At 39.0% G+C, this 24,989-nt stretch carries 22 protein-coding genes and 1 riboswitch; of the genes, 7 read left to right on the forward strand and 15 right to left on the reverse strand.

Annotated features, from left to right (window positions below):
- Positions 1-129 precede the first annotated feature (129 nt).
- On the forward strand, positions 130-225 hold the full coding sequence (locus ACDX78_RS04380) for a putative holin-like toxin (protein ID WP_486025671.1): 96 nt from the start codon (positions 130-132) through the stop codon (positions 223-225).
- Positions 226-558: 333 nt separating this feature from the next.
- On the opposite strand, the gene ACDX78_RS04385 is transcribed toward ACDX78_RS04380, so the two are convergent.
- Together ACDX78_RS04385 and ACDX78_RS04390 are read right to left on the reverse strand one after the other, a co-directional pair.
- Positions 559-1,176, reverse strand: coding sequence for a DUF2179 domain-containing protein (locus ACDX78_RS04385; protein WP_486025672.1), 618 nt, complete (start codon positions 1,174-1,176; stop codon positions 559-561).
- A 173-nt stretch (positions 1,177-1,349) separates the two neighbouring features.
- Positions 1,350-2,060 (reverse strand): MOSC domain-containing protein, encoded by a 711-nt coding sequence (locus ACDX78_RS04390; RefSeq protein ID WP_486025674.1) that lies wholly within the window; start codon positions 2,058-2,060, stop codon positions 1,350-1,352.
- Between the two features lie 130 nt (positions 2,061-2,190).
- On the opposite strand from ACDX78_RS04390, the gene msrA reads away from it, so the two are divergent.
- Positions 2,191-2,709: a peptide-methionine (S)-S-oxide reductase MsrA gene (msrA, locus tag ACDX78_RS04395; protein WP_486025676.1), complete on the forward strand. Its 519-nt coding sequence runs from the start codon at positions 2,191-2,193 to the stop codon at positions 2,707-2,709.
- Here msrA and ACDX78_RS04400 read toward each other — a convergent pair.
- Positions 2,693-3,430 (reverse strand): gamma-glutamyl-gamma-aminobutyrate hydrolase family protein, encoded by a 738-nt coding sequence (locus tag ACDX78_RS04400; protein ID WP_486025677.1) that lies wholly within the window; start codon positions 3,428-3,430, stop codon positions 2,693-2,695. The two genes, msrA and ACDX78_RS04400, sit on opposite strands and share 17 nt — an antisense overlap.
- A gap of 145 nt (positions 3,431-3,575) precedes the next feature.
- On the opposite strand from ACDX78_RS04400, the gene ACDX78_RS04405 reads away from it, so the two are divergent.
- On the forward strand, positions 3,576-4,745 hold the full coding sequence (locus ACDX78_RS04405) for an MFS transporter (protein WP_486025679.1): 1,170 nt from the start codon (positions 3,576-3,578) through the stop codon (positions 4,743-4,745).
- 72 nt (positions 4,746-4,817) lie between these two features.
- Here ACDX78_RS04405 and ACDX78_RS04410 read toward each other — a convergent pair whose 3' ends face one another.
- From ACDX78_RS04410 to ACDX78_RS04420, 3 genes are all read right to left on the reverse strand, one after another.
- Positions 4,818-6,122, reverse strand: a complete 1,305-nt coding sequence (locus ACDX78_RS04410) for an NCS2 family permease (protein ID WP_486025681.1) — start codon at positions 6,120-6,122, stop codon at positions 4,818-4,820.
- A 142-nt stretch (positions 6,123-6,264) separates the two neighbouring features.
- A riboswitch (purine riboswitch) is annotated at positions 6,265-6,365 on the reverse strand.
- 323 nt (positions 6,366-6,688) lie between these two features.
- A complete protein-coding gene (locus ACDX78_RS04415) occupies positions 6,689-7,519 on the reverse strand; it encodes a dihydrodipicolinate synthase family protein (protein WP_486025683.1) in 831 nt (276 codons plus the stop codon).
- Positions 7,520-7,768: 249 nt separating this feature from the next.
- On the reverse strand, positions 7,769-8,896 hold the full coding sequence (locus ACDX78_RS04420) for a trans-sulfuration enzyme family protein (protein ID WP_486025685.1): 1,128 nt from the start codon (positions 8,894-8,896) through the stop codon (positions 7,769-7,771).
- Between the two features lie 437 nt (positions 8,897-9,333).
- On the opposite strand from ACDX78_RS04420, the gene ACDX78_RS04425 reads away from it, so the two are divergent.
- Positions 9,334-10,179 carry a TetR/AcrR family transcriptional regulator gene (locus ACDX78_RS04425; RefSeq protein WP_486025686.1) on the forward strand — a complete coding sequence of 282 codons (846 nt, stop codon included), beginning with the start codon at positions 9,334-9,336 and terminating at the stop codon, positions 10,177-10,179.
- Positions 10,176-11,636 carry an MDR family MFS transporter gene (locus ACDX78_RS04430; RefSeq protein ID WP_486025688.1) on the forward strand — a complete coding sequence of 487 codons (1,461 nt, stop codon included), beginning with the start codon at positions 10,176-10,178 and terminating at the stop codon, positions 11,634-11,636. The genes ACDX78_RS04425 and ACDX78_RS04430 overlap by 4 nt, the downstream gene beginning before the upstream one ends.
- A 201-nt stretch (positions 11,637-11,837) precedes the next feature.
- On the opposite strand, the gene ACDX78_RS04435 is transcribed toward ACDX78_RS04430, so the two are convergent.
- The 7 genes from ACDX78_RS04435 to ACDX78_RS04465 all read right to left on the reverse strand — a co-directional run bounded on the left by ACDX78_RS04435 (position 11,838) and on the right by ACDX78_RS04465 (position 19,726).
- On the reverse strand, positions 11,838-12,884 hold the full coding sequence (locus ACDX78_RS04435) for an ABC transporter permease (RefSeq protein ID WP_486025690.1): 1,047 nt from the start codon (positions 12,882-12,884) through the stop codon (positions 11,838-11,840).
- The gene (locus tag ACDX78_RS04440; RefSeq protein WP_486025692.1) at positions 12,874-14,388 is read right to left on the reverse strand and encodes a sugar ABC transporter ATP-binding protein; all 1,515 of its coding nucleotides are present in this window, start codon (positions 14,386-14,388) and stop codon (positions 12,874-12,876) included. Before ACDX78_RS04440 ends, ACDX78_RS04435 begins: the two co-directional genes overlap by 11 nt.
- A gap of 204 nt (positions 14,389-14,592) precedes the next feature.
- A complete protein-coding gene (locus ACDX78_RS04445) occupies positions 14,593-15,582 on the reverse strand; it encodes an ABC transporter substrate-binding protein (protein WP_486025694.1) in 990 nt (329 codons plus the stop codon).
- 214 nt (positions 15,583-15,796) lie between these two features.
- Positions 15,797-16,795: a Gfo/Idh/MocA family oxidoreductase gene (locus ACDX78_RS04450; RefSeq protein WP_486025695.1), complete on the reverse strand. Its 999-nt coding sequence runs from the start codon at positions 16,793-16,795 to the stop codon at positions 15,797-15,799.
- A gap of 24 nt (positions 16,796-16,819) precedes the next feature.
- Positions 16,820-17,626: a sugar phosphate isomerase/epimerase family protein gene (locus tag ACDX78_RS04455; RefSeq protein ID WP_486025696.1), complete on the reverse strand. Its 807-nt coding sequence runs from the start codon at positions 17,624-17,626 to the stop codon at positions 16,820-16,822.
- A gap of 80 nt (positions 17,627-17,706) precedes the next feature.
- Positions 17,707-18,714, reverse strand: coding sequence for a Gfo/Idh/MocA family protein (locus tag ACDX78_RS04460; protein WP_486025698.1), 1,008 nt, complete (start codon positions 18,712-18,714; stop codon positions 17,707-17,709).
- A 22-nt stretch (positions 18,715-18,736) separates the two neighbouring features.
- Positions 18,737-19,726, reverse strand: a complete 990-nt coding sequence (locus ACDX78_RS04465; protein ID WP_486025699.1) for a LacI family DNA-binding transcriptional regulator — start codon at positions 19,724-19,726, stop codon at positions 18,737-18,739.
- A 328-nt stretch (positions 19,727-20,054) separates the two neighbouring features.
- Between ACDX78_RS04465 and ACDX78_RS04470 the strand changes: the two genes are divergently transcribed.
- A complete protein-coding gene (locus ACDX78_RS04470) occupies positions 20,055-21,023 on the forward strand; it encodes a sugar phosphate isomerase/epimerase family protein (RefSeq protein ID WP_486025701.1) in 969 nt (322 codons plus the stop codon).
- A 173-nt stretch (positions 21,024-21,196) separates the two neighbouring features.
- Here ACDX78_RS04470 and ACDX78_RS04475 read toward each other — a convergent pair whose 3' ends face one another.
- A complete protein-coding gene (locus ACDX78_RS04475; RefSeq protein ID WP_486025703.1) occupies positions 21,197-22,165 on the reverse strand; it encodes an ROK family glucokinase in 969 nt (322 codons plus the stop codon).
- Between the two features lie 616 nt (positions 22,166-22,781).
- Between ACDX78_RS04475 and ACDX78_RS04480 the strand changes: the two genes are divergently transcribed.
- Entirely contained in the window at positions 22,782-23,984 is a 1,203-nt protein-coding gene (locus tag ACDX78_RS04480) for an IS110 family RNA-guided transposase (protein WP_486025705.1), read from the forward strand.
- Positions 23,985-24,437: 453 nt separating this feature from the next.
- Here the strand turns inward: ACDX78_RS04480 and ACDX78_RS04485 are convergent, their stop codons facing one another.
- Complete coding sequence (locus tag ACDX78_RS04485) at positions 24,438-24,884, reverse strand: hypothetical protein (RefSeq protein WP_486025706.1); 447 nt, start codon at positions 24,882-24,884, stop codon at positions 24,438-24,440.
- Positions 24,885-24,989: the final 105 nt, after the last annotated feature.

Here is a 24,989-nt window from a genome sequence, read left to right on the forward strand (position 1 = left end):
ATATATTCGATGGTTTATTCATCAATCTAATTTTGATAAATAAACATCATGGGGATTTAGCTTTTTATTCATCTTTATTTCACTTTCTATTTTAGTGGAGATGTCAACGAGATGGGGATGATGCTGCGCATGATTACTTTGTATCAAAGCATAATGCTTATGATCGGCTTCGGATCTTTACTCGTTACGATCGTAGCACTGATTGTGCTGGTAATAAAAAAGTAATCCCCTCTTGTAAAAACGGACACGGTTGGGGATTACTCTAACCAAATCCACCGCGACTTCTTGCGGCGTAGCTCAGAAGAACTCCGACATCCTACTGTCGGTGCGAACGTCTTTTTCGTTTCATTTGTTATGGTAATAGTCGCATTCTTATTCCCGCATTGGTACATGTATTTATAAATATCATACCTTTTGTTCATTGTCTGTTACGTTATTGTCAACCATTTATTGTGATTGGGTCGGTGCTCCATTATGAACAGTACGAATTCCCAGCCAAAATCTTTACCGATTAATCTACTTCTTACATCAACAGGGAAATCCATTAAATCCCTCTGTTTAAGTATTATCCTGTGATTCCAGTGCTTCAGAGGTTTGTTCGGGGTGCACCTGCCCAGCCTGCTTCCCTTTCTTCGGGTTCATCAACCTTCCCCGCCGCACCTGTTTCACCCAGAATCCGCCATGAATCTGCTTCGGCTCATATGCAATAATAAATGCTTTCGGATCAATTCCTTTGATGGTCTCATACAGCCTTAATTCATATTTTCTCGGCGTCAAAATTTGCATGGCCAACCTGTCACCTTCCATACCGTAAGCAAACCAGCTTGTTACGCCGTACCCTTTTTCACGTAACTTCCGGGTAAATTCAATATCCGGATTGGAGGATATGACATTGACGGTGATATAGCCCAACGCCAGCTTGTCTTCAATCTTTGTTCCAACAATGACTCCTGCACCAAAACCAAGTGCATAGGCTATAAGATTTTGAATTTCATTAAGATTGTCTAATACAAGCCCAAGACCAATAACATATATAACAACTTCCACCATACCGACTGACGCCGCAATATAACGCCGGCCTTTTAACGTTAAGATCATCCGCATTGTAAAAAAGGAAACATAGCATACATTAATAACAAATATGATAGTAACCATTACCAAAGCATTACTGAGCAACTTAACCGCCTGCCTTTCCACCTTATTAGAGGCGTAACATTTGAAACATTTCCACTTGTAATATGACAGCACTTACTATACAGCTGATTTCACAATGCTAATATTATTTTATGTCGCTCCTCTATACTTATATTCTATTCTGCTTCAGATTAAAAATTAGCACAAAATAACTATTACTCATTCGGCCCAAACACACGCTTTTCAATAGAAGATTCCGTACCGCGCAGTCGTTTTTGCAGTCTCCGCTTCCAATTTGGCGCTAGTAGCTCACAAGTTGCAAGTTCTTCAGCGAGTCTTAAATCTTCTTTATAAATATGCATGACTTCATTGGCAGCCGCTATAGTCCACTGAGGATACGGTCTTTCAATTAATTCAAAATCCGATGCTGCTTCTACATATCCTTCCTCTAACACACGAAAATACCAGCCCGTTCTGCCGCTATTTTGTATCCGGAGTGCTAAATCGATAATACGAAAACGTCGGGCAGGCTTCCAGCATGGCTGGCGCGGCTGTGATACCTGAATAATCGCCTCGCCTATTTTATATGTATCTCCAATACAAACCGAGTATTCGTCCATTTCCAGAACGGCAAAGTTTTCACCAAACCCGCCCATATCAATGGAATCCGTCTCCAGTTCTTTTTTCCAGTCCGTATAATGTTTAATCGGGTAGGCAAACACTGCTTTTTCCGGACCCCCATGATTTTTTGTATCAGCTACTTCATCTCCGTTGAATCCTGTTTCAGACAGCCATACCTTATCCTCAGTTTCACTTTTAAAAATTCCGCTTTTCCACGGTCTGTCCATTTTGTTTTCTGCATTATCTTTGCCGAGAACCTTCACTTTTCCGGTAAATAATTTATGTACATGTGGTTCTTCCATCATTACATCAGCTCTCCATTTATGATATAGTATCTTTATTCTATTAAAAAATAGGGCATTCGCCAAGTCTTTACGGGGTGCCTTTTTTACGCAATAAAATGACAATATTATACGATTTTCGGAGGGGAATATAATGCAACTGAATAAAGCAACATTTGCCGGAGGATGTTTTTGGTGTATGGTGAAGCCATTTGACCAGTGGGATGGCGTTCATAAAGTTATTTCCGGTTACACTGGCGGGCACGCAGAGAATCCAACCTATGAAATAGTGAAAGAAGGTAACTCCGGCCATTATGAAGCGGTGGAGATCACGTATGACCCAGCAATTATCAGCTACGAGACGATTTTAAACATCTATTGGCAGCAAATCGACCCTACAGATGATGGCGGGCAATTTCATGACCGGGGTGATTCCTACCGGACAGCCATTTTTTATCATACCGAGGAGCAGCAACAGGCAGCAGCACATACCAAAAAAGAACTGGAAGAAAGCGGTAAATTTAAAGAACCGATCGTTACAAAAATTTTGCCTGCCGATACCTTCTATCCTGCTGAAGATTATCATCAGGACTATTATAAAAAGAACGAAAAGCAATACAAAGAAGACAGGGAAAAATCCGGCCGGGACGAATTTATTAAGTCAGTCTGGTGAACCACGGGGACGGTTTTACACACGCGTTTATAAACGCCTCATAAATTTTTACTGAGGGCTGATCACCAATCGCTGAGGTTGCCTCTGGATGCCATTGCAGGCCAAGTACAAAAGGCAGTTCTTTGCTTTCAACAGCCTCGACGATACTGTCACTAGCTTTTCCGCTAATTTGAAAACCCTCCGGCACATCGCAATTTGCCTGGTGATGATAGCTGTTAATCTTAAACTTCTTTTCTCCTGTAACCCGGTGAAGCAGTGAATCTTTTTCCACAAACACGTAGTGCGACATGTGCTCCATCGGGGCTTTTTGTCTGTGTTGCAGAAGCTGTTTATCCATTTGCGCGTAAATATCCTGATACATATCCCCGCCTGCTGCTATGTTTAATGTCTGGCTCCCCCGGCAGACCCCGAGAATCGGTTTTTTTAATTTCATCAGCTTTTTCATTAATTTAATTTCCGATTGGTCGCGGGCAGGAATAATTGTGCCAAGACCCGGGTGCGGTTCTTCCCCAAACAAAGTCGGATCAATGTCATACCCGCCTGTAGCATATAACCCATCAATTTTGTATGCGATTTGCTTTACATCCTCGTCCTCAAGGAAGTAAGGTAAAATAATCGGCATACCGCCGGCTTTTAGAATTGCTTTTATATTTCTGTTGTTAACGGTATAAACAGACTGGTCAATCTCCATAGATGCTGTAACACCTATTAATGGTTTCATCATAATTCCCCCTGCATGACAGTATATTTTAACATCAGTTTATACGTACCTTAATGATCTGTCTAGAATAAAAAGAATTTGTTACTGTTTCTCTTCAAAAGTGCTATAGTTGGAGGGAGACTTTTAAGTTAGAGGAGAACCTATATTGATAAAGAAAGATTCTTTAGTACCATTAAAAATGCTGTTGTTCAGCTTTCATGCATCAAATACCATCATTCTCAGTTTTCTTCCATTATATTTGGACTTCAGAGGACTGAATGAAACAGAAATCGGCTGGGTGCTGGCTATCGGCCCACTCGCTTCCATCTTTGCTCAGCCATTTTTCGGGTTTTTAAGCGATAAATATAAAACCGTAAAATGGATCTTACTTGTTTGTGTTATCGGACTATTAATTTTCAGTACACTTTTCTTCCAAATGAACACGCTCCTGTCCATTATGCTTATGGGTTCTGTTTTTTATTTTTTTACTACACCTATTGGTGCATTAGGCGACAGTCTTGCACAGCGGCGCGCAGATGAACTTGAGATTTCCTTTGGAACAATCCGGATGTGGGGATCTGTAGGTTTTGCAACATCTGCTCTTATTGTAGGGGAAATTTTGGCCAGAGCTGGCATTGAATATATGATCCTGCCCTACTTATTCTTTGGCACACTGGCACTTTTGGTCGTTTTCCGTTTAAAGGACGTCAAAGTTGAATCCGTCCCAGTACAATTTAAGGATATTGGAAAAATAGTTAAAAATAAACCTTTTATTGTTTTCTTATTATTAATCATGTTTTTAACGATTACCCACCGCGCAAATGACAGTTATATGGGGCTTTATATCGCCAGGCTTGGCGGGTCGGAAGGTTTAGTGGGGCTGGCGTGGTTTGTTGGTGTAATGGCTGAAGCTCTTGTATTTGCATTTGCAGGGTTTTGGTTTAGACGGTTTAAGCCTATGGTTTTTATAATTGCAGCGGGCGCTATCTACAGTCTGCGTTGGTTTATCTATGGCTGGGCAGATGATCCGATGTACATAGTTGCAATGCAATTTTTACATGGTCTCACATTTGGCGTGTTTTACTTAGCAGCATTTTCCTATGTGACAAGACTTATTCCAAAGCTATTACAAGCTACAGGTCATCTGGTGTTTTTTGCTACGTTCTTTGGAGTTTCGGGAATTATCGGCTCGCTGGCAGGCGGGAAAATTATCGATACATTCAACGGAGGCGTGCTTTATTACAGCATGGGTACACTTGCGGCAACTGGCACGGTTTTGTTGACTGTATTTCATGTGCTTTCCTATCGAAAGGGCTTGACCGCTGGAAACAGGTAAATATACAACAAAAGGACGGTTCTCGTGTTATGACATTTTCTGCCACAACATGAGAACCGTCCCTTTGTTTCACTAACTCAAAAACATAAAATACAACACAAACACCACAAACAATCCGTAAATCACCGGATGTATCTCTTTTGCCCGACCTTTCAAAACCATGGTGATCGGATAGAAAATAAATCCAATCGCAATTCCTGTTGCAATACTATAGGTTAATGGCATGGTTGCCACAGTTAAAAAGGCTGGTACGGCAATTTCAAATCGATCCCATTCAATATCTTTCAAAGCTGTTGCCATTAAGACACCCACGATAATCAATGCCGGAGCAGTTACTTCAGAAGTAATCACGCTCAAGAGTGGGGAGAAAAATATGGCTAACAGGAAAAAACCAGCAGTAACAACAGATGCAAAGCCCGAACGAGCACCAGCACCAACTCCGGATGATGATTCTACAAAGGACGTTGTTGTAGATGTTCCAACCGTTGCACCGATCACCGTAGCTGCCGAATCGGCAAATAGCGCCTTCCCTGCACGTGGAAGCCTATTGTTTTTCACTAATCCCGCTTGTCTGGCAACACCGACAAGGGTGCCTGCTGTATCAAAAAAATCGACAAAAAGGAATGTCAATATAACAACCAGCATCTGCATAGTAAAAATATCACCAAAATGCAGGAATGCCTGACCAAAGGTTGGCGCAAGACTCGGAACGCTGCCTACAATACCACTGATACCTTGCGGAGGCTGTATTAAGCCAACAACCATACCTGCAATGGCGGTTACAATCATACCGTAAAATATGCCGCCTTTAATACCAAGAGTCATCAGAATAACAGAAATAACAAGACCAAAAATGGCCAGCAACACTGATGGCGAGGTTATATCACCAAGAGCAAGCAATGTTGCTTCGTCAGCAACGATAATTTGCGCATTTTGAAAACCGATAAACGCAATGAATAAACCTATCCCTGCACCTACCGCCAATTTCAGATTAGCAGGAATAGCATTGATGATTTTTTCCCTGAGACCGGATAACGTAAAAAATATAAAAATAATACCTGAAGCAAGCACACCGGCAAGCGCTGTTTCCCAAGGGATTCCATAGCCAATGACTACCGTATAGGCAAAAAATGCGTTTAGACCCATCCCCGGCGCAAGTCCAATCGGATATTTTGCCAACACACCCATAATAAGTGTACCTGCAGCAGCTGCAATGGCAGTTGCTGCAAACACTGCACCCTCATCCATGCCTGTTTCACTCAGCATCGAGGGATTCACAAACAGAATATAAGCCATAGCCAAAAAGGTTGTCATCCCGCCCATAAACTCTGATTTATAATTCGTGCCTAATTCTTCAAACTGAAAATACTTTTTCAATGCTCTCCCCCCTTGAATTATTCCTTTAAAATGCAAAAAAGCACTCTTGGCACAATGCCAAAAGCGCTACAATACTACAACAGAAATAAGTAATCGGAAAAAGAAAACAGTTATCCCTTATAAAAGAATAACCATGATCCACTATTATTACCGTATCCTGCGTAGTTAGACCATTTACGGCGGTCCGGTAGAGACTTTGGGCCATATTCCCGAAATTATACGCATTCCTATGAAACTGTAATCAACTTTACTATTTTTCTTATAAAATGTCAACAGGACACGAACGTTAGATTGCTTGATAAGGATAACGTTCGTATTAAGTTTTTGTGCACACATTGTTTTAAAACATTATTAGCATTCATTTTACTGGAATTGCCATTTATCCAAAAAATGTATAATGTATATTTAGTTCTTTTTTATTACGACTGGTTCTCGCCATGTGTGTCCTTTACAATTTTGGTCAAATTCTTTTTGGCATACACTCCCCTGTGAATTTCTACATACTGCTCATTACAATATATATTACTACATAGTTCTTTACCGGTAAAAGCATGTATGGTGGATGGTTACTCTCTACTGCCTATCGGACTCCTGCAAATCCCTATTGGTACACCCTTCTGATTAATAACTTTTTTCAGGTTCACAATAGCATTCCCTTGATAAACCTGTTCTATCGTAAGCTCAATCTTTTCCATTTCTTGTTCATTCAATTGTCGCTTTAGAAGCAGTTTATTAAACCATTGACTAATATCAAATGGAACAATATTTCCGGCAATAGAAGATAGCCGATTATAACCATATGATACTTTTTCTTCTAATTCCACTTCTCCTCCGGCATAATAGTAAAAATGATCTCTATGCAGGTCATTTTTTATTCTCTCCATCTTTTCTTTGTTACCCGCATCTTTTATTCCAATCACTAATTCTTTCTTACTTAACCGAATAATGCTTTTAACCGACAAATCAAATCCGGTTCTTTTTGGATTATTGTATAAAATAACAGGTTTATTACTTCGTTGTATAATTCTTTCCGAATAGGCGACAGCTTCATCTTGTGACGGTATAACATACGGCGGATAGCCAAGCATGATACCTGATACTTTAGTATCACGAATCTTTTCAGCCAATGCTTCCGCCTCCTTCTGTCTAATGGAAGCTACACCAAAAATAATTTCCATATTATTTATAAGTTTATTTTCTTGTTCTAAACCATGTATTATATTCATTTTTTCCTGGAGATTTAGACTATGCTGTTCTCCAGTAGTCCCCGAAACGAGAACGGATTTTACTCCTTTTTCATACAAATTTCTTATATGGTTAATTGTCCCCTGAACATTTAAAGACTCGTCCTCAAAAAAAGCTGTTGGCACTGCAATATGAACTTTTTCTTTAAGCATTCTGTTGTCCACCTTCATCCTTTTTATTTGGTTAATCTGTCTGTTCATTTAAGTATAATTTGACTATATTTTATTACGACAATTAGACTCATAGCATTATTTCTAAATTCCCATTAAATTGGCTTCTTTAACAAAATAAATTTTAGTTCAACGCTGTAAGTGAATACGACATTATCAAGGTGTTAAAAACAACTTTCACTAAGATCCTGAGAAGTAATACGGAATAATGTCTGAATAAATATACTTTATTTATTCCAGTGCCTGTAACAGATCTTCTTTAAGATCATCCACATTCTCAATACCAATAGACAAACGTAATAGATTTGGTGGTGCCATTGTTTTGTTTTTTTCCACTGAAGCACGGTGCTCAATGAGACTATGGGTTCCACCTAAGCTTGTTGCACGTACAAATATTTGTACCTTCGCAGCAACAGCCATTGCTTCAGCCTGTCCACCTTTAACCTGAAAGGATAACATACCGCCAAAAGAGCTCATCTGCTTTGCCGCAATATGATGTCCTGTATGGTCAGCAAGGCCTGGATAATGAACAGCTTCAACTTTGGAATGTTGTTTCAGGAAATCTGCAATTTGCTCAGCGTTTGAACAATGAACCATCATGCGAGGAGCAAGTGATTGCACACCGCGCAGTGCTAGCCAACAATCAAAAGGGGAAGGTACTGCACCTTTTGATTGCTGCCACGCTCGCAAGTTCGTCAACATCGGATTATCTGACTTTGCGACAACCGCACCAATCATTAAATCACTATGGCCACCTAAATATTTCGTCACCGAATGAAGCGAAAAATCTGCCCCAAAGGTAAAAGGACGCTGCAGAACCGGGGTTGCCCACGTATTATCAACGGCAGTGTAAGCTCCAGCCCGCTGTGCCAGCTTCACAATAGCTTCAATATCTGTAACCTTCACGAGCGGATTAGATGGTGTCTCCATCCAAACAAGACCAGCAGGGGCACTGTCTATCACTCTTTTAACCTCTTCAAGATCTGTCATGTCAACAACGGCAATATCAAATCTTGATTTAATGTCCGTTTCTGAAAGAAGAGAACGAATACCAAAATACATATCATCCGGCATAATAATCCGACGTGGTTTATCAGCAGGGAGTGACTCGATTAATGACGTAATTGCTGCCATCCCTGATGCATAAGTGACACAATCATACCCGTCTTCAAGCGATGTAAGGCATTCCTCAAGTGCTCGACGATTAGGATTATCTCCACGACTATAGATGAATTCATTTGGGTACGATCCATCCGCATCCCGTTCGTATGTAGTAGAGAGGTGAAGCGGCGTGGTCACTGCTCCAGTTGAAGGATCAACCCGCCGTCCAGCGTGAACTGCCTTTGTTTCAAAACGCATAATTATTCCTCGCTTTCATAATCTGTTTTATTGACTACCATTTAATGAAATACTATGGCAACGCCTGCTTGCATTGGTATATACCGTCGCCTTGCTTCTTTATTCAGGTGTCATATTATTGGCTGCCCAAGGTGCCTAAACAAACCAACTTAATTCTAATCAAATTTATATTAAAAGATCAAGCACCTCATAAGTGATCATAACATATAGTGGCAACTTCAGTGATCGGTTTCTATCATGTTGCAGACCGGCATTAGAATTACCATATATATAACTATTATTCCACCAGTTATTCTCAAGTCAGCCAGTAAATTTTTTGTACAACCTTTGATAAACACTATTATTGATTGTATATAAATGCTGTGTTATTGTATTCCCTGTGACTCTATGGATACTAAATGTAAATCATTAGTCAAAGCTGGAGTGAATACATAGTCATGCGCAAAGAAGAGTTAATGGGTGCTGCAGTTGAACTATTTAAGAAAAAGGGGTACCATGCAACATCTGTCGAAGATATCACAGCTTCAATTGGAATCTCGAAGGGTGGATTCTACAGACATTTTAAAACGAAAGAAATTCTGGTATTGGAATTGTTAAATCGGTTTTATAATGACATGGTTAAAAAATCGGAACATTTTTCAGCAGAGCTTCAAGGAGATCCATTACTGATCCTGAAGAAAAAAATTACAATCGAGTTGGAGCAGGTCATTGACTATCATTATTTCTTTCATGCAGTGATGAATGAATTTTCTCCGACGGATGAAAGTGCCATCCCGACTTCATTAAATCGTATATTTGAAATGCTGAGTGAATGGCATAAACAGGCATTACTGGAATCATTCGGGTACAAACTGGAGTATATCAATGATTTAGTACTGATTATGGAAGGGGCTATCCATTCATACCTCGGGAAGATCGTATGGAACCAGATTGAATTACAGCTCAACATGGTGGCTTATTTCATTGTCGAAAGTCTGCAGGCAATTGTAAATAATGATCAATTCATATATCCTGTCTTGCCTGGATTAAACGAAAATGAAAAATATGATAAGGAAATACTTACTGATATTATTGAACATTTAACAGCCATCCGTACTGAAATGGGAATTAGTAACGGTAACAAGGACCAAACCATTGATTTCTTAATACAGGAACTTAAGCAGCAACCGAGAGCATTCTTAGTAGATGCATTATTTAAGCAGCTCAGCCAGGAACACGAATTAGAAAGAAAACTAACATCACCAATCACCGCATGGGAAGTGTGGAAGGAGCGTTATGAATGAGTAACAGTTGGGATTTACCTCAAAGACAAAAAATATTAATGATAGCAGCGCTTCTTACTGGAGCACTTATGGGCATCACAAACGAAACACTACTGGCAACTGCACTCCCATCCATACAGGAAGCATTTGGTATTTCTCAGAATGAAGTACAATGGATGACAACAGCGTTCTTGATGACGAATGGGATTATGATTCCAATATCAGCATTTTTAATTGAGCGATTTTCAACCAGAGGGCTGTTCTTAACTGCGATTGGATTATTCGGGTTAGGTACCACGATTGCAGCAATAGCAACGGCTTATCCGATACTCCTTTTAGGCCGGGTTGTCCAAGCATCTGGTTCTGGAATCATGCTGCCACTGCTGATGACTGTACTACTCGCTGTCATCAGTGTGGAAAAACGCGGGACTGCAATGGGATTGATGGGGATCGTGATTGCATTTGGACCAGCCATCGGTCCGACGTTATCCGGATTCCTCCTGCAATTTTTCTCATGGCGAGCCTTATTCGTCACGGTACTTCCAATCGTAGCAGTAACACTATTGGTCGGGTACTTGTTCTTAAAGAACGTCACTGATTTAAGGAAACCTAAAATTGATATTTTGTCCATCATACTGTCTTCTGTTGGGTTCGGTTCATTCTTGTACGGATTCAGTATTGCATCGGAACATGGCTGGACAAGCCCGCTCGTCCTTGGAATTGTATTCGGAGGAGCAGTGGTAATTGGGTTATTTGTTTGGCGGCAATTTGCACTCGATACACCAATGCTCGAGTTCAAGGTGTTTAAATTCCCGATTTTCACACTTGCTATTGTTATAACCATGACCGTATTAGTGTCATTAATCGGTGCAGAAACATTGCTGCCGCTCTTCATGCAGAATGTTCTCGGGTTTACACCGCTCGAATCAGGACTTGTACTACTTCCTGGCGCCATTGCCATTGGAATTATGTCTCCGATTACCGGTCGTCTGTTTGATAGATATGGTGCAAAATGGCTGGCATTAACAGGCCTTGCCATAGTAACAGTGACAACATTCATGTTTACCCAGCTGTCACTGGAAACGACAGCCACGTATATGACAGTAGTATTCACGATTCGTATGTTCGGACTCTCCATGGCTCTGATGCCAGTAATGACATCCGCATTGAACCAGCTGCCATCTAAATGGTATGCGCATGGTTCAGCCATGGCAAATACGTTACAGCAAATTTCAGCATCAATCGGTACAGCTATTCTTGTTACATTGGTTGCCATGGGCGCAGCAAGTTATGTGCCAGATGGAAATATATCCTCCAACCTGGCAGCACAGCTTTCGCAAGTAGTTGGATTCGAATGGGCATTTATGGGAAGCACGATCCTTAGCTTTGTCGCATTTATACTGGCATTATTTCTGCACCCGCCAAAGAAAGAAAAAGAAATTGTAAGGCAGATTCATTCAGAAAAATTCAGCCAGTAACATGTATACCCCGGCAGTGAGCCGGGGCTTTTTTGTGTATGTACATGTACTTGCTCCATTGCTAATTGATATCGTTAATATTAAAACTGTCCAGTAGCGTTTAGGTCATAAAGATATGCTGCAGACAATAGTCCCTGACATAATAATGTTATCGGAATTTAATTTTCTAAGTCTAAATCCAGCTGCTTTTAAAGTAGGCGTTTACGTTAATTTCCCCTTTCGCTGCAAAAGAACTGCCATTATTACGATTAAACCTTTAAACGCATCGCTTAGCAAAGGAGGAACGCCGAATAGATTGAGCAGGTTGTTCAAAACAGAAATAATTAACATACCGTAAACAGTACCAAGGATAAAGCCTCTTCCACCCATCATACTCGTCCCACCGACTACCGCTGCGGCTATGGCATCCATTTCCATTCCCCTGCCTGCCCCGGCAACATCCATCGAACCAATGCGGGAGACTTGAATAATTGCAGCTATCGAAACCAGAACACCCATTAATGCATAAACGCGTAGTTTAACTTTATTCACATTTATACCAGAAAGTCTTGCCGCTCTTTCATTGGAGCCCACAGCAATAATTTGTCTTCCAAAGAGGGTTCGTTTTGATACATAATACATGATTGCGGCAATAATTAACCAATAAATAATTGGCATAATCATAAGATCACCAATTTGGAAGTTGGAAATTTGTAAAAACTCTGTGGGCACACTTGGGTTATAACCTTGCATGGATTGTTGCGTCACACTTCTAAAGACCATCATGGCTCCTAAAGTTGCTATAAACGGAGGAACCATACCCTTTGTAACGGTGATGCCGATTAAAGCTCCAAGGATGTATCCAAATAGGAGAACAAGTATAATTGCCAAGAATATTGCTGGATAACCTGTTACACCAATCAATCCTAAAAATCCTCTATCCCCTACATCTATTAGCATCATTGCAAATGCACCTGTTGCAACCAACGTAGCTCCAACTGCCAAATCAATGCCACCAGTCATGATAACAAAGGTCATCCCTAACGCAACGATAGCAACACTGGAGTTATTTCTTAATATATTTAACCAGTTATTAGACCATGATTGGAACCAGCTGCCAAACGAATCATAATCAAACCCCAAAACTAAAGTTTGTAAGATAACCATAACAATAAGCGCAACAAATATACTAAATAATGGGTCTTTATACCACTTATAATGAAACCACTGAAAAAAATTCCTTCTCGTTGTTATATTTTCATTCCCCATAATCGGCCTCCCATTCCTTATTGATATCACCACCTGTTGCAAGACCCATGATGTTATGTTCTGTCATTTCCTTTCCAACCAGTTCTCCTTGAATAACGCCCTGATACATAATATAAGATCTGTCACATACGCGTATAATTTCATTCGCTTCACTTGAAAGTACAATGACTGCAATGAATTCATCAGCAAGTTTTAAAATAATATCGTAAATATCCTCTTTAGCACCTACATCTACGCCTTGTGTGGGATTGTCTAGAATGAGTATTTTTGGATCTGTTGCCAGCCATTTAGCCAAAACGACCTTTTGTTGGTTTCCACCAGAAAGACTCGAAATGCTGTCTGTATTTTCCCCCATTTTTATTCTTAATAGATTGCGTTGTTCCTCAAACTTCTTTTTGTGTAGTGTGGTGTTTATAATGCCACCCTTGGAAAACTTCGGCCAGGTTGCGACTGAACTGTTTTCGATAATGTCCATATCCTGTATAATTGCATTTTCTTTACGATTTCGGGGCAGGTAGGCTATTCCATGATTGATCGCTTTTATCGTACTATTATTTTTAAGTTCTTTACCATCTACGTATATTTTTCCTGCTGAAATGTTATCTGCCCCGAAAATGGATTGAAAAAGTTCACTCCGGCCATCTCCAAGCAGTCCAGTAAACCCTAATACTTCGCCTTCTCTTATGGAAAAGTTTATGTCCTTATAGGCGTGGTTAGATGTTAACCCCTCTACACGTAAAATTTCCTTGCCTAAATCTCTTTGTCTTGCCAACGGTTCCGTCCGCACATCATAACCTACCATGAACCGTGCAAGATCATCTATGGTCACGTCTTTTACATTTCCTTCTGACACTAAGTTCCCATCACGAAGGACAGCATAGCGATCACAGATTTGCATCACTTCATTTAGCTTATGCGAGATAAAAATGAGTCCAACACCGTGATCTCTTAGTGTGTTCATCATTTCAAATACCCGTTCAATTTCTGAATCAGTTAAGGAAGTCGTCGGTTCGTCCATAATGATAATGGAAGCATTCGTCATCATCGCCCTGCAGATTTCAACGATTTGCTTATATGATGAATCCAACTCATGAACCATTTTCTTCGGATCTAATTTTATATTCATCCTTTCAAATATTTCTGTTGTATCTTGAATCATTTTCTCAAGGTCCAGCGTCCCTCTTTTTGTTTTTGGTTCTCTGCCAAGAAACATATTTTCATAGATTGGCAAATCATTGATGAGATTTAATTCCTGATGAATGAAAGCAATTCCCGCTTCCTGTGAGTGCACTGGCTTATGGAATTTGAATGCATTTCCATCAACAGTGATTTTGCCCTCATCACTCTGGTGAACGCCACCTAATATATTCATTAAGGTCGATTTCCCCGCTCCATTTTCACCTAACAATGCATAGATTTCCCCGCCTTTAACGGTAAACGAGACGTCTTTAAGCACATCATTGCTTCCAAATGATTTTCTAATATTAGTCATTTCAATTATCATACAATCACATCCAGACCGTTGTTAAAGAGAGGCTATAGCTTTGCCATATCCTCTCTTTACTCATGTTTCACGGTAATCCTTTAAACTTTGGAATAACTTTCTTTCTTTTGTTCTATAAAGAATCCTTGGTTTCTTTTTCTTGAACCTAGTAAATTTCACTACACCCTGAATACTTCCTTTTGAATTGCATATTTTCCTAACAAGCTAGTAAGGTGAATCGGCATCAAGAAACTCTTCGTAATTATCTCTGTCAACGACCGTTGTTGGGATAATAACACTTTCTTGAACGTCCTCACCTTGTAAAACTTCAAGCGCTACGTCCACAGCATCCTCCACCATAGCCGGGCTATACAGTGCAGACTGGATCCAAATATCCTCATTTTCCGGCATCAATTCAAAGTATTCCTGCATGCCACCGCCGCCAGTTACAACCTGAATATCCGTTCTTCCAGCCTCCTGAATTGCTTGCAGGACACCGAATGAGGTTTCATCATCCAGTGAATAAACGGCATCAATGTTATCATTAGCTGTTAGGATATCAGCAAAATCACTTAAACCTGCTTCTCTGGTGAATTCTGACGCGTAGGTCATCAGGTTCATGTCGGGTGCAATTTCCTCCATAGTATCAAGAAAGCCTTGTGTTCTTAATTCAGATACGGATCCTGCTGAAGGCACTTCCATGATGACAACATCCCCTTCTGTTCCTATTTTATCTACGATGTAGTTAGCACCCTGGATACCCATGTCTTCATTATCACCTGCTACGTGATACACACCATCAACATCAATCGCGATGTCAAAGTTGATTACTTCAACACCTTGATCAATTGCATTTTGTATCGGCACTTCCATTCCTTCCCACTGCGGGAATGCTACAATGGCATCTGCTCCCCATGTCAACAAATCATCCAGCTGTGATGTCATTTCATCGGCACCACTGCTTGTTTGAATCTGGTAATCTACTTCATCAGATAACTCCTCTAATCGATTCTCAGCATGATAAGCAACCGCTCCAACCCAGCCATGAGTTACCTCTGGCGCAAGGACTCCAATCTTAAAACCGCCACTATTATCACCAGTGTCACCATCATCCGTCCCATCACCAGTTCCACTTGTTTCATCCGATCCACATGCACCGAGGAATAAAATCATACCCATTAAAAGTAAAGCTAGTAAAGATAATCCCTTTCTCATCATTAACCCTCCTTAGTAAAATTTAATAGATTCTCGGTATTCACCGATTGAATTGACAAGACTGTTCCTATGCCCACATTTTCTCGCCCTGTTGTACATAAGAGATAACTTATATTCAAATAATACGAATAGATAGTTTATTTATGAAATAACTATAAAACTGAATAAAACGCTTTCATTAATATCTATATTTTCTACGTATAGGTTAAGAAAACTACATATTTACCAGTTGTCCAGTTTCTAAAGATGTCTTAATTCCCTTTAAAAGTTTAAATACATAACTGACATCCTCTAAAGAAATAACGTCATTTTCTGTTTTGTTTTCAACACAGCTCACAAAGTATGAAAGCTGTTTGTAAAAGGGGTCGACTTTCTCCATATCTATTACTCTATTTTCATTTGCATGATAGTAAGTCAACTGGTTATTGCTTTCATCAATACCCTCAATGTTTTCTCCCGCTACAACTGAAAATTCTAGTGTGCTTTCCCCTGTACTCGCTCTACAGCTCATCGTAAACGGATATCCATCCGGCATTTGATTGGACGCTTCAACAAATGCCTTGCTTTTATCTTTAAAACGGAGTGTTGTCATAATGTGATTCCATGCTCCGTGCTTATTCTGGCTGCCAACGGCATATATTGATTCAACCTCACCTAATAAGTAATAGACAAAATCAATGTCGTGAATATGCAGATCGAACAAAGCTCCCCCGCTTTTTTCAGGGTATTTGAACCAATTACTCCAAGCTGGAAATTGACTTAATCTCTTAGCATGAACAAATTCTATTCCCTTTAATTTATCCGATTGGCTATATGATTTAATCAACTCGTATTCCGGCCAAAACCTAAGTATATGTCCAACGAATAATTCCACACCATTTCTATTCACTGCATCCATAATCCGGTCTGCTGATTCTTCTGTTAAAGTTAACGGCTTTTCACATATGATATGTTTCCCGGCGTCCGCTGCCTTAATAATGTATGCTTCGTGCAAATAGCTTGGTAAGCAAATATCAATGATGTCGATGGTTTGATTATTTAATAATTCATCATAATTTTTTATAAACGAACCTTGAAATTTGGTCAGTATTTCTTTATCCGTCACTTCACTCCGTGTACATATTGCAGCAACTCGAGCCTGATCCATTTTTTGATACGCGTTAAAATGCGCCTTGCCTATAAACCCTAAGCCAACTAAACCAATATTTTGCATGAGCTTTTTCTTTCACCTCCTTATTCAACTTAAAATTTGTGATAGATAATCGTATGATCTTTTCACGGCGTTATTTACTTCTTCAAGATTTTTAGGGCCATCTGGTGTGAATTCGATTTCAACACTGATTGGATCCTGATAGTTAGCTTCCTTTAGTGTAGTGAATAACCTTGGAAAGTCTAACTCCCCATCACCAATTGCCGGGAAATTCCACTCATCATCTGGACCAAGCTTATCCTTTAAATGGATGAATTTTACGTAATCAATGGAAGCTTCCAGGTCTTCATAAGGTAACTGATTTCCATATAAAATCACATTCCCTGTATCATAGTTAATTTTAATGCGATCATTTAATGACCGAGATAGCTCTTTTAGCGATGCACCAGTTGCAAAATTATTCCCATGTGTTTCAATGACTAATAACTTATTTAATTTCTCGCATTTCTCAATGACTGGTTCTAATTTCTCAGAAAGCAATGCTATGTCGTCTATAACATCTGCATCACCATGTGAATCTCCAGTTCCTGTAATGACATACTTACAGTCAAATAGTACAGCCAGATCAATACTATCCAGTAATTGCGCAATTCCTTCTTCCTTCATCACATTGGCGTGTGCACTAATTCCAATACATCTTATTCCATATTGCTTAAGCAGGATTTTAACCTTATTAAGTTGTTCTCCCGGTGTTTCAGGTAACACGTGAGAGGTGTGATCCCTCACTGCGGAAATTTCGATTTGTTTGAAGCCAGCCTGACTTGCACCTTTTAAAGCATCCTCTAATGAATAGCCATGATACGTATTCGAATTAATCGCAAGTTGTTGTTTCATGTCGTCCCTCCTTTCAGATTACATTTAAGTCATCTCTCGATGTAATCCGTTACATTTGTGTTTTTTTAAAAGTTCCTTTACTAATTTCCTAGGATCTTTTCAATTACTTTTAATGAACTTAGTGCTTCCTTTCCACTAACCATAGGTTCTGTATCATGAATAATGGAATCGATAAATGCATCAATCACACCTGTATTGGTTTGGTTGTCGTTTGTTTGGATTGGTTCTAATTCATATCTGACCACACTGCCATCTTTCATTTCCACAATAAGTTGATCTTGTGGGTGATAATATATTTTTATTATACCTTTCTGACAATAGATGATCGTTGAATTATCCTCTGCCCCGTAGTAAGTCCAGGAAAATGAAGCTGTCCCCAGACGTCCTTTTTTCGTCTTTAATGCGCAAACCACATTGTCACTGACTTCAATCGGTATCCCATTTTCATCTACTTTATCAAGTGCTCCATGAAAACTATGTACCTCGTCAATTTCATCATTCAATAAATAGTGAATCAGATCAATTTTATGGATACCCAAATCACCTGCCACACCGGAATGGGAACGTTCTTTCTTAAAAAACCATGTTGCATTGGACTTAGTCTCTCCCCAACTTTCAGGCCCTTCATGACCAAAAGTGGTTTTAAATGTAAGCACATCTCCAAGTTCCTTTTTATCCAGTAACTCCTTAGCTTTTTGGTGTGTCTCTGTAAAGCGTTGATTATGATCCACCATTAACTTTTTACCTGATTGACGCTGGGCATCAAGCATTTTCTCGGCATACGCTACACTGATCGCCAATGGTTTCTCACATAAGACATGCTTCCCGCTTAAAAGCGCTTTGGTTGAATGGACATGGTGCACTTCATTTGAGGAACAATCACTAATCGCATCAATAGATGAATCGTTTAATAGTTCATCGACAGTATCTGCAACTCGCCCATTAAAAGTTTTAGCAAGTGCTTCCGCTCTATACCTGTTACGATCATAAAATACAATGTCTTCTACATAAGGATTTGCCAGGTACTCCGGAGCATGCCTGAATCGAGTGATCGATCCACACCCAATAATTCCTATATTTAATTTCAAGCTGCACCCCCTCCTCGGAGCCTTATTTTAATGTTGATTCTCGAATAATTAGTTCGTGATCCATAATTACGCTATCAGCTTTGCTTCCTTTGATACTTTCTATCAGCATATTCGCTGCTTTATACCCCATTTCATACTTTGGCTGCGAAACAGTTGATAGCGTTGGATTAGTCATATTTGAAAAGCCAATGTTGTCAAATCCGACAACAGCAATCTCCTCAGGAATTTTTATTCCTTTTACATTCAATTCCTTCAATGCTCCAATCGCTATTGTATCTGAAACCGCAAATACAGCAGTTGGTCTCTCTTCTAATTGGAGAAGCTTTCTCATTGCTTGAACCCCATCCTGAAAGTCTAAACCATCTGTTTTACACATCCACTCATCACGAATTGGCAGATTGAACTCGTTTAATGCTCTTTCATATCCTTCTCGCCTTTTACGGGCATATGCCATATTATCGTCAAAATTAATGAATGCAATTTTTTCATTTCCTAACTTGATTAAATGCTTAACTGCTTTATATGCTGCCAACTCATTATCAATGGCCACGTATGGAATGGAAACATCTTCATAATAATCACTGCACATAATAATGGAATGATTTTCATTCAGTGCCTTCAATTTTTCCAAATCAACTGTCGGATTCATGGAAATAATCCCATCAGCCAGCTTGTTTTTCACCATATTTAAAAAGATTATCTCCCGTTGCGGATTGGAATCCGTTTCACAAAGAAGAATATTATAATCATTGGCGATAGAATAATCTTCAATTCCATTAATAATTTCACTGTAGTAGGGGTTCGAAAATGTATGAATTAATACAAGTAACAGTCGACTTTCAGAATTTCTAAGGTTACGCCCCAACATACTCGGTTCATATTCCAATTCTTCAATCGCCTTTTCGACCTTAAACTTCGTCTTTGCAGAAACTGCTGTTGTATTATTTAATACCCTGGATACCGTCGCGCTGGAAACACCTGCCCTGCGAGCTACTTCCTGAATGTTTGCCATGATGCTTACCTCTTTCAATCAATATGCTAAAAATCATGAAATCGATTACAATTTTAATATTAACTTTTCTAAATTTATATGTCAACACATATTTTTAAATTATTTAAACTTTCATAGAATGACAGTAATATTTCGTAAGTCTTCTTCCCGGCTGTTCTGAAAAATCCTGCCAAACATATATATAATCTCCTTTCATAATATATTCACCTACAGGCATGAGAAAGAATGTCCACTTAAAATCAAGAAAGAATAAAAAAATTAAATATTTATTTTTTACTGATTTTTGTTATAATGAAATGTAATGGATTACAAAAAAGGAGGAATTTCAATGAAATTAGGCGTATTTACAGTGTTATTTTCTGAAATGAAGTTGGACAACATGCTCGATTATGTTTCATCAAAAGGTATTGAAGCTGTAGAATTAGGTACAGGAGGGAATCCAGGGGATGCTCACTGTAAATTAGATGAATTATTGGGAAATAAGGATATACAACAAGTATACTTAGAAAAATTTTCAAGCAGAGGATTAATGATAAGTGCTTTAAGCTGTCATTCCAATCCTTTACACCCGCAAAAAGAAATTGCTGATGAAGCTGATATGATTTTTAAAAAAACCGTTCGGCTTGCAAGTGAGCTTGGTGTGCCTGTTGTCAATACATTTTCAGGTTGTCCTGGGGATCATGAAAATGCCAAATACCCAAATTGGCCGGTTTCTCCTTGGCCAAATGAATTTCAGGAAATATTAAAATGGCAGTGGGAGGAAAAAATCATTCCCTATTGGAAAGATAAAGCAACCTTTGCTGAAAAATATAATATAAAAATTGGTTTAGAATTACATGGGGGATTTTCTGTGCATACCCCAGCAAATTTATTACGTCTGAGAGAGGCATGCGGCCCTGTGATTGGAGCCAACTTAGATCCCAGCCATATGTGGTGGCAAGGTATTGATCCCGTCGAAGCTATTAAAATCCTTGGACGTAAAAATGCGATTCACCATTTCCATGCTAAAGATACAGTCATTGATCAAGGCAATGTAAACCGAAATGGCTTAACAGATATGACACCATACGCTGAATTAAAAGACCGCGCATGGTATTTCAGGACCGTTGGATTCGGTCATAGCGGGAAAGAGTGGGCTGATATGATCAGCGCTCTGCGTCTTTATGACTATGATTATGTCGTCAGCATTGAACATGAGGACGGTTTAATGTCTATTGACGAAGGATTCACCAAAGCCGTTCAATCCTTAAAACCTGTTATGGTAAAGGAATCTGTTGGTGAGATGTGGTGGGCATAGCTTTATTTTATATGCAGGTGTAAGCACAAAGACACAACCATCCGGTTAGTGACGTACAAACTGTGTCTGACAATGATGGCCAATAAAAAAACTGTCAATATTAAAATAAGGGGCAGTCCTCAAAAAAACAGCTTATTTAAATTTTCCTAAATTAAATAAGCTGTTTTTTTACTTTAAAGATGGATTTTTTCAAACTCATTATTAACTCTGGCAGCCCCTATTAATGCGGCATCATTACCAAGTTCAGCTTCTTTTATACTGCAAACTTCACTCACCCTGGGCATTGCCTGCCTTCGGAATGAATCTGCGATCGCATTAATAAATGGTTCCCCAGCTTGCGACAGACCACCGCCAATGGTAATAATTGATGGATTCACGATTACGGATAAACTGGCGAGGACAGACCCTAATATGTCGGTATTCCGATTAATGATTTGCCGGGATAATATATCTCCTTTACCGGCTAAACTGAAAATGTCTTTTGCAGATATTTCCCCATTCTTATGATAGAGATCGGATAAATTACTGGAAGGATTATCATTAATAAGCTCAACCGCTTGTCTAACCAAACCTGTAGCCGAGACAATGGTTTCTAAGCAGCCTTTCCTTCCGCAATTACAGGAAGCGCCATCGCTTTCTGCTTTGATATGCCCGATTTCCCCTCCAGTTCCATTTACCCCGCTTAAAATCTCACCATTCGCTATTATGCCTCCCCCAACTCCGGTTCCCAGTGTAATAGCAATCATATTTCTGGAACCAGCACCAGCTCCCTTCCAATTTTCACCTAATGCTGCCAAATTCGCATCATTCTCAATAAATACGGGAACATCTGCAACAGCTTTTAGCTGACCAGCTAAATCGTAGTTTTTCCATCCTATATTGACCGCTTCATAGATTACACCTGATTTTTTATCAACAAAACCTGGTGCACCAGCTACAATACTAAATATACTTTGCTGATCAAGGTTCAAGGAGGGCAAATTTTTCAAAACAGACTGCCAAATTTCTTCTACTATAAACTTGCCCTGATTCTTTTTATTTGTTGGGATTTTCCATTTCTTAACAATTTCCCCATCTTCTGCTAAAAATCCGATCTTTACTGTAGTTCCACCAATATCTAAACCAATGACAATCTTATCCACATAATACTCCTCCTGAACGTCACTCATTAGGCAAGTGGCTCCATGCTGTTCAACCAATTAAGGCTTTATGTATTTTAGCTGCTCCTGACAAAGCCTTAGCAATTATACTATAAATTAAAAAAATTACCAAATCAAGTGCAATAAATAATCAAATAACTAAAGGCTTTTCGCTCATACTGATTAACAAAAAGTGTGAGCGTACAGTCGCCCTTGATTTAGTTTGACGAATCTTCAAAATAACATTATTAAAAGTGGCGCTATTCCCTTCTACGGAAAAGCGTATAACTATGAAACTTTAAAGTATTTATTCAACAAAATGGCCTTTTGTTCAATAAAGGGCGCCAATCCATCTTCCAGATAAGCGCCCGTTCGTATTATAAGGTTAACCAGTCATTTCTGGTTGACCTATTTTTTATAGGTTTTATGCTTAAGGTAGCCGGGGTAGGACGTTCGCGCCCGTGGGACATTGATCCCGTCCGCAATACTGTCCACCCTCTACTTATAGAAACATGTTTGAGGCTGGTTGGGACTCAGATCCCGTATAACAAGCGAAGCTATGACACTATAAGTGATGAAGAGGCGAACCGGCAAATATATTTATAGGAGTGTGATTTATATGGACCCTGTAATTGGCTTGGATGTTGCTAAAGGTGAAAGCCAAGTTCAAGCCTTTCTACAAAGAAAAGAAACGTATAAGCAAAGTTTTAAATTTACACACGATTTACCAGGCCTTCAAACGTTTCATAGCTTTTATCAAGAGTTAGAAAAAGCCTCTGGACAGCCTCCGGCTGTAATCTTTGAATCTACTGGACACTATCATGAACCCGTGCTTCAATTCCTTGAAAATCAGGATATAGCCTATTATTTAATTAATCCAGTTGTTTCTTTTGAGGCGAGAAAAATGAGCTTACGTCAAGTAAAAACGGATAAGGCTGATGCATATCATTTAGGAGAGCTTTACTACAAGGAAGATCTTGAAATCTATCAAAGAAAAACGGAAAAAGCTCTCAATCTACGTCTATTAACAAGACAACACAGTTCTTTGACAGACAGTTATGTTCAAATAAAGCTTCAATTCCAAGTAGCTTTGGATCAAGTATTCCCAGAATTCCATAGTGTTTTTAGTGATCTTTATGGGAAACTCTCTTTGAATACTTTATCGAGTTACCCCACTGCTTTAGATGTTCATAGGGTCTCTGAAGAAAGTTTAGCTGAGGAGATGGGACAATTTGGAGCTAGACGCTCTTATGATTGGTTTCTGAACAAAGCACAGCAATTAAAAGAAGCTGCAAGACGCAATCCATTTCAATCCCAAATTAGCCATGGACAACTTGTCAGTTTGCGCATGTATATCAATATGATTTCCCAATATCAAGAGCACCTCTCTGAATTATTAAAGGAAATGAGTGCGCTCGCAAAGTTTTTTGAAGAATACAGATTAATCCAATCCGTGCCTGGTATCGGAGATAAGATTGCGGCAACAATCCTCTCTGAAATTGGCGATATCAATCAGTTTGAGAATCCTAAAAAGCTCGTAGCCTACGCAGGATTGGATCCATCTGTTTTTGAATCAGGTAAATTTAAAGCCTCCATCAATCGCATCACGAAGAGAGGTTCATCGAGATTGCGACAAACGCTTTACACAGCTGTGCAATGTGGGCTGGCCAAAGAGCGAAACAAAAAGCTTACTGCTTTTTATGATCGCAAACGAAATGAAGGCAAGCCACATAAGGTAGCAATTATTGCTTGCGCAAACAAACTTGTTCATTGGATTCACGCTATGTTAAAACGTCAAGAAGTCTTTGTAGACCAAGTGTAAGTTGCTTTAAATTCCTTTGTTTTTTTCCTTTTAATCAAAAGGTTTATTTAGTATGTTCAATTTTAGTGTAACATGTTTTTTGAAAGTTTTTTAGTCTTAATTATTGACAGCAATTAGCTGGTATTGTAGTATATCTTAATTCATAATAATTTAGATCATTCTTCATTAACAACCCAGCCGATTGTTATACAATCATTAGACCAACCTTTGAACCAAGACCTGTTTCTCAAAAAGAACCAAGAAATTCGCCAAACCATGTTGGGGCGAACTGGAGAAGAAGGCTTCTATATATCATCCATTATATACAGCTTAAAAAAATTTAAAAAAAGGAGACCTATTTAAGTACGTCAAAAAACAATTAGTTTTTCTATATTACCATAAATGAAATAACCTGATATCAAAAAGAGCTGTCATCAAATGCAAATTATGCATTTAACGACAGCCTCTTTGACTTTATAATACTTCAACAGATATTTTTTCAAATATTTCCCCATCAACAAAAACGCTCAGTTCCCAGGTTCCTTCCGAAGGGAAATTCATATGTGTTGGAACATGGGCATCTGCCCCATTATTAGGGCCAGATAGTGTAGAAGTAAATATATCCTCTTCATCATTAGTATCAAGGTTAACTCCTGTAACTTTAAAGTCTTTTTCTTCAAAATCTTCATTACCCCATAAATGCCACATATACTTATTTGGTTTATTAGCAAGTAAATTTTGATTTTCACTTAATATAAACCCTGCTTTATTTTCTTCACCTAGCATCGTCAAGGTCTCAGTTTCAAAATAAGAAGCTTCTTTTGTTTCTACCCCTTGTTCTTCTTCACTAGTTCCATTCGAACAACCCACTAAAATGACTAGAAGAAGTGGGATTAGTATAAACCATATGTTTTTTTTCATCCATTTTCCCCTCTCCATATTTATTGGTAAAGCTTTATATTACAAGTTTAACATAATATTGGCATTTTTAATCAAATTTTCAATAAATAATAATTGAAAGGTTTC

Origin of the sequence: Virgibacillus oceani (assembly GCF_041521345.1) — a bacterium.
GTDB classification, from domain to species: Bacteria; Bacillota; Bacilli; order Bacillales; family Amphibacillaceae; genus Virgibacillus_N; species Virgibacillus_N oceani_A.

Excerpts from the sequence above, each read along its gene's own strand:
- ACDX78_RS04380 (WP_486025671.1), top strand. The coding sequence starts at position 130 with ATGATTACTTTGTATCAAAGCATAATGCTTATGATCGGCTTCGGATCT.
- ACDX78_RS04390 (WP_486025674.1), bottom strand. The coding sequence starts at position 2,060 with ATGATGGAAGAACCACATGTACATAAATTATTTACCGGAAAAGTGAAG.
- msrA (WP_486025676.1), top strand. The coding sequence starts at position 2,191 with ATGCAACTGAATAAAGCAACATTTGCCGGAGGATGTTTTTGGTGTATG.
- ACDX78_RS04400 (WP_486025677.1), bottom strand. The coding sequence starts at position 3,430 with ATGAAACCATTAATAGGTGTTACAGCATCTATGGAGATTGACCAGTCT.
- ACDX78_RS04415 (WP_486025683.1), bottom strand. The coding sequence starts at position 7,519 with ATGCTTAAAGAAAAAGTTCATATTGCAGTGCCAACAGCTTTTTTTGAG.
- ACDX78_RS04420 (WP_486025685.1), bottom strand. The coding sequence starts at position 8,896 with ATGCGTTTTGAAACAAAGGCAGTTCACGCTGGACGGCGGGTTGATCCT.
- ACDX78_RS04425 (WP_486025686.1), top strand. The coding sequence starts at position 9,334 with ATGCGCAAAGAAGAGTTAATGGGTGCTGCAGTTGAACTATTTAAGAAA.
- ACDX78_RS04430 (WP_486025688.1), top strand. The coding sequence starts at position 10,176 with ATGAGTAACAGTTGGGATTTACCTCAAAGACAAAAAATATTAATGATA.
- ACDX78_RS04435 (WP_486025690.1), bottom strand. The coding sequence starts at position 12,884 with ATGGGGAATGAAAATATAACAACGAGAAGGAATTTTTTTCAGTGGTTT.
- ACDX78_RS04440 (WP_486025692.1), bottom strand. The coding sequence starts at position 14,388 with ATGATAATTGAAATGACTAATATTAGAAAATCATTTGGAAGCAATGAT.
- ACDX78_RS04445 (WP_486025694.1), bottom strand. The coding sequence starts at position 15,582 with ATGAGAAAGGGATTATCTTTACTAGCTTTACTTTTAATGGGTATGATT.
- ACDX78_RS04450 (WP_486025695.1), bottom strand. The coding sequence starts at position 16,795 with ATGCAAAATATTGGTTTAGTTGGCTTAGGGTTTATAGGCAAGGCGCAT.
- ACDX78_RS04455 (WP_486025696.1), bottom strand. The coding sequence starts at position 17,626 with ATGAAACAACAACTTGCGATTAATTCGAATACGTATCATGGCTATTCA.
- ACDX78_RS04465 (WP_486025699.1), bottom strand. The coding sequence starts at position 19,726 with ATGGCAAACATTCAGGAAGTAGCTCGCAGGGCAGGTGTTTCCAGCGCG.
- ACDX78_RS04470 (WP_486025701.1), top strand. The coding sequence starts at position 20,055 with ATGAAATTAGGCGTATTTACAGTGTTATTTTCTGAAATGAAGTTGGAC.
- ACDX78_RS04480 (WP_486025705.1), top strand. The coding sequence starts at position 22,782 with ATGGACCCTGTAATTGGCTTGGATGTTGCTAAAGGTGAAAGCCAAGTT.
- ACDX78_RS04485 (WP_486025706.1), bottom strand. The coding sequence starts at position 24,884 with ATGAAAAAAAACATATGGTTTATACTAATCCCACTTCTTCTAGTCATT.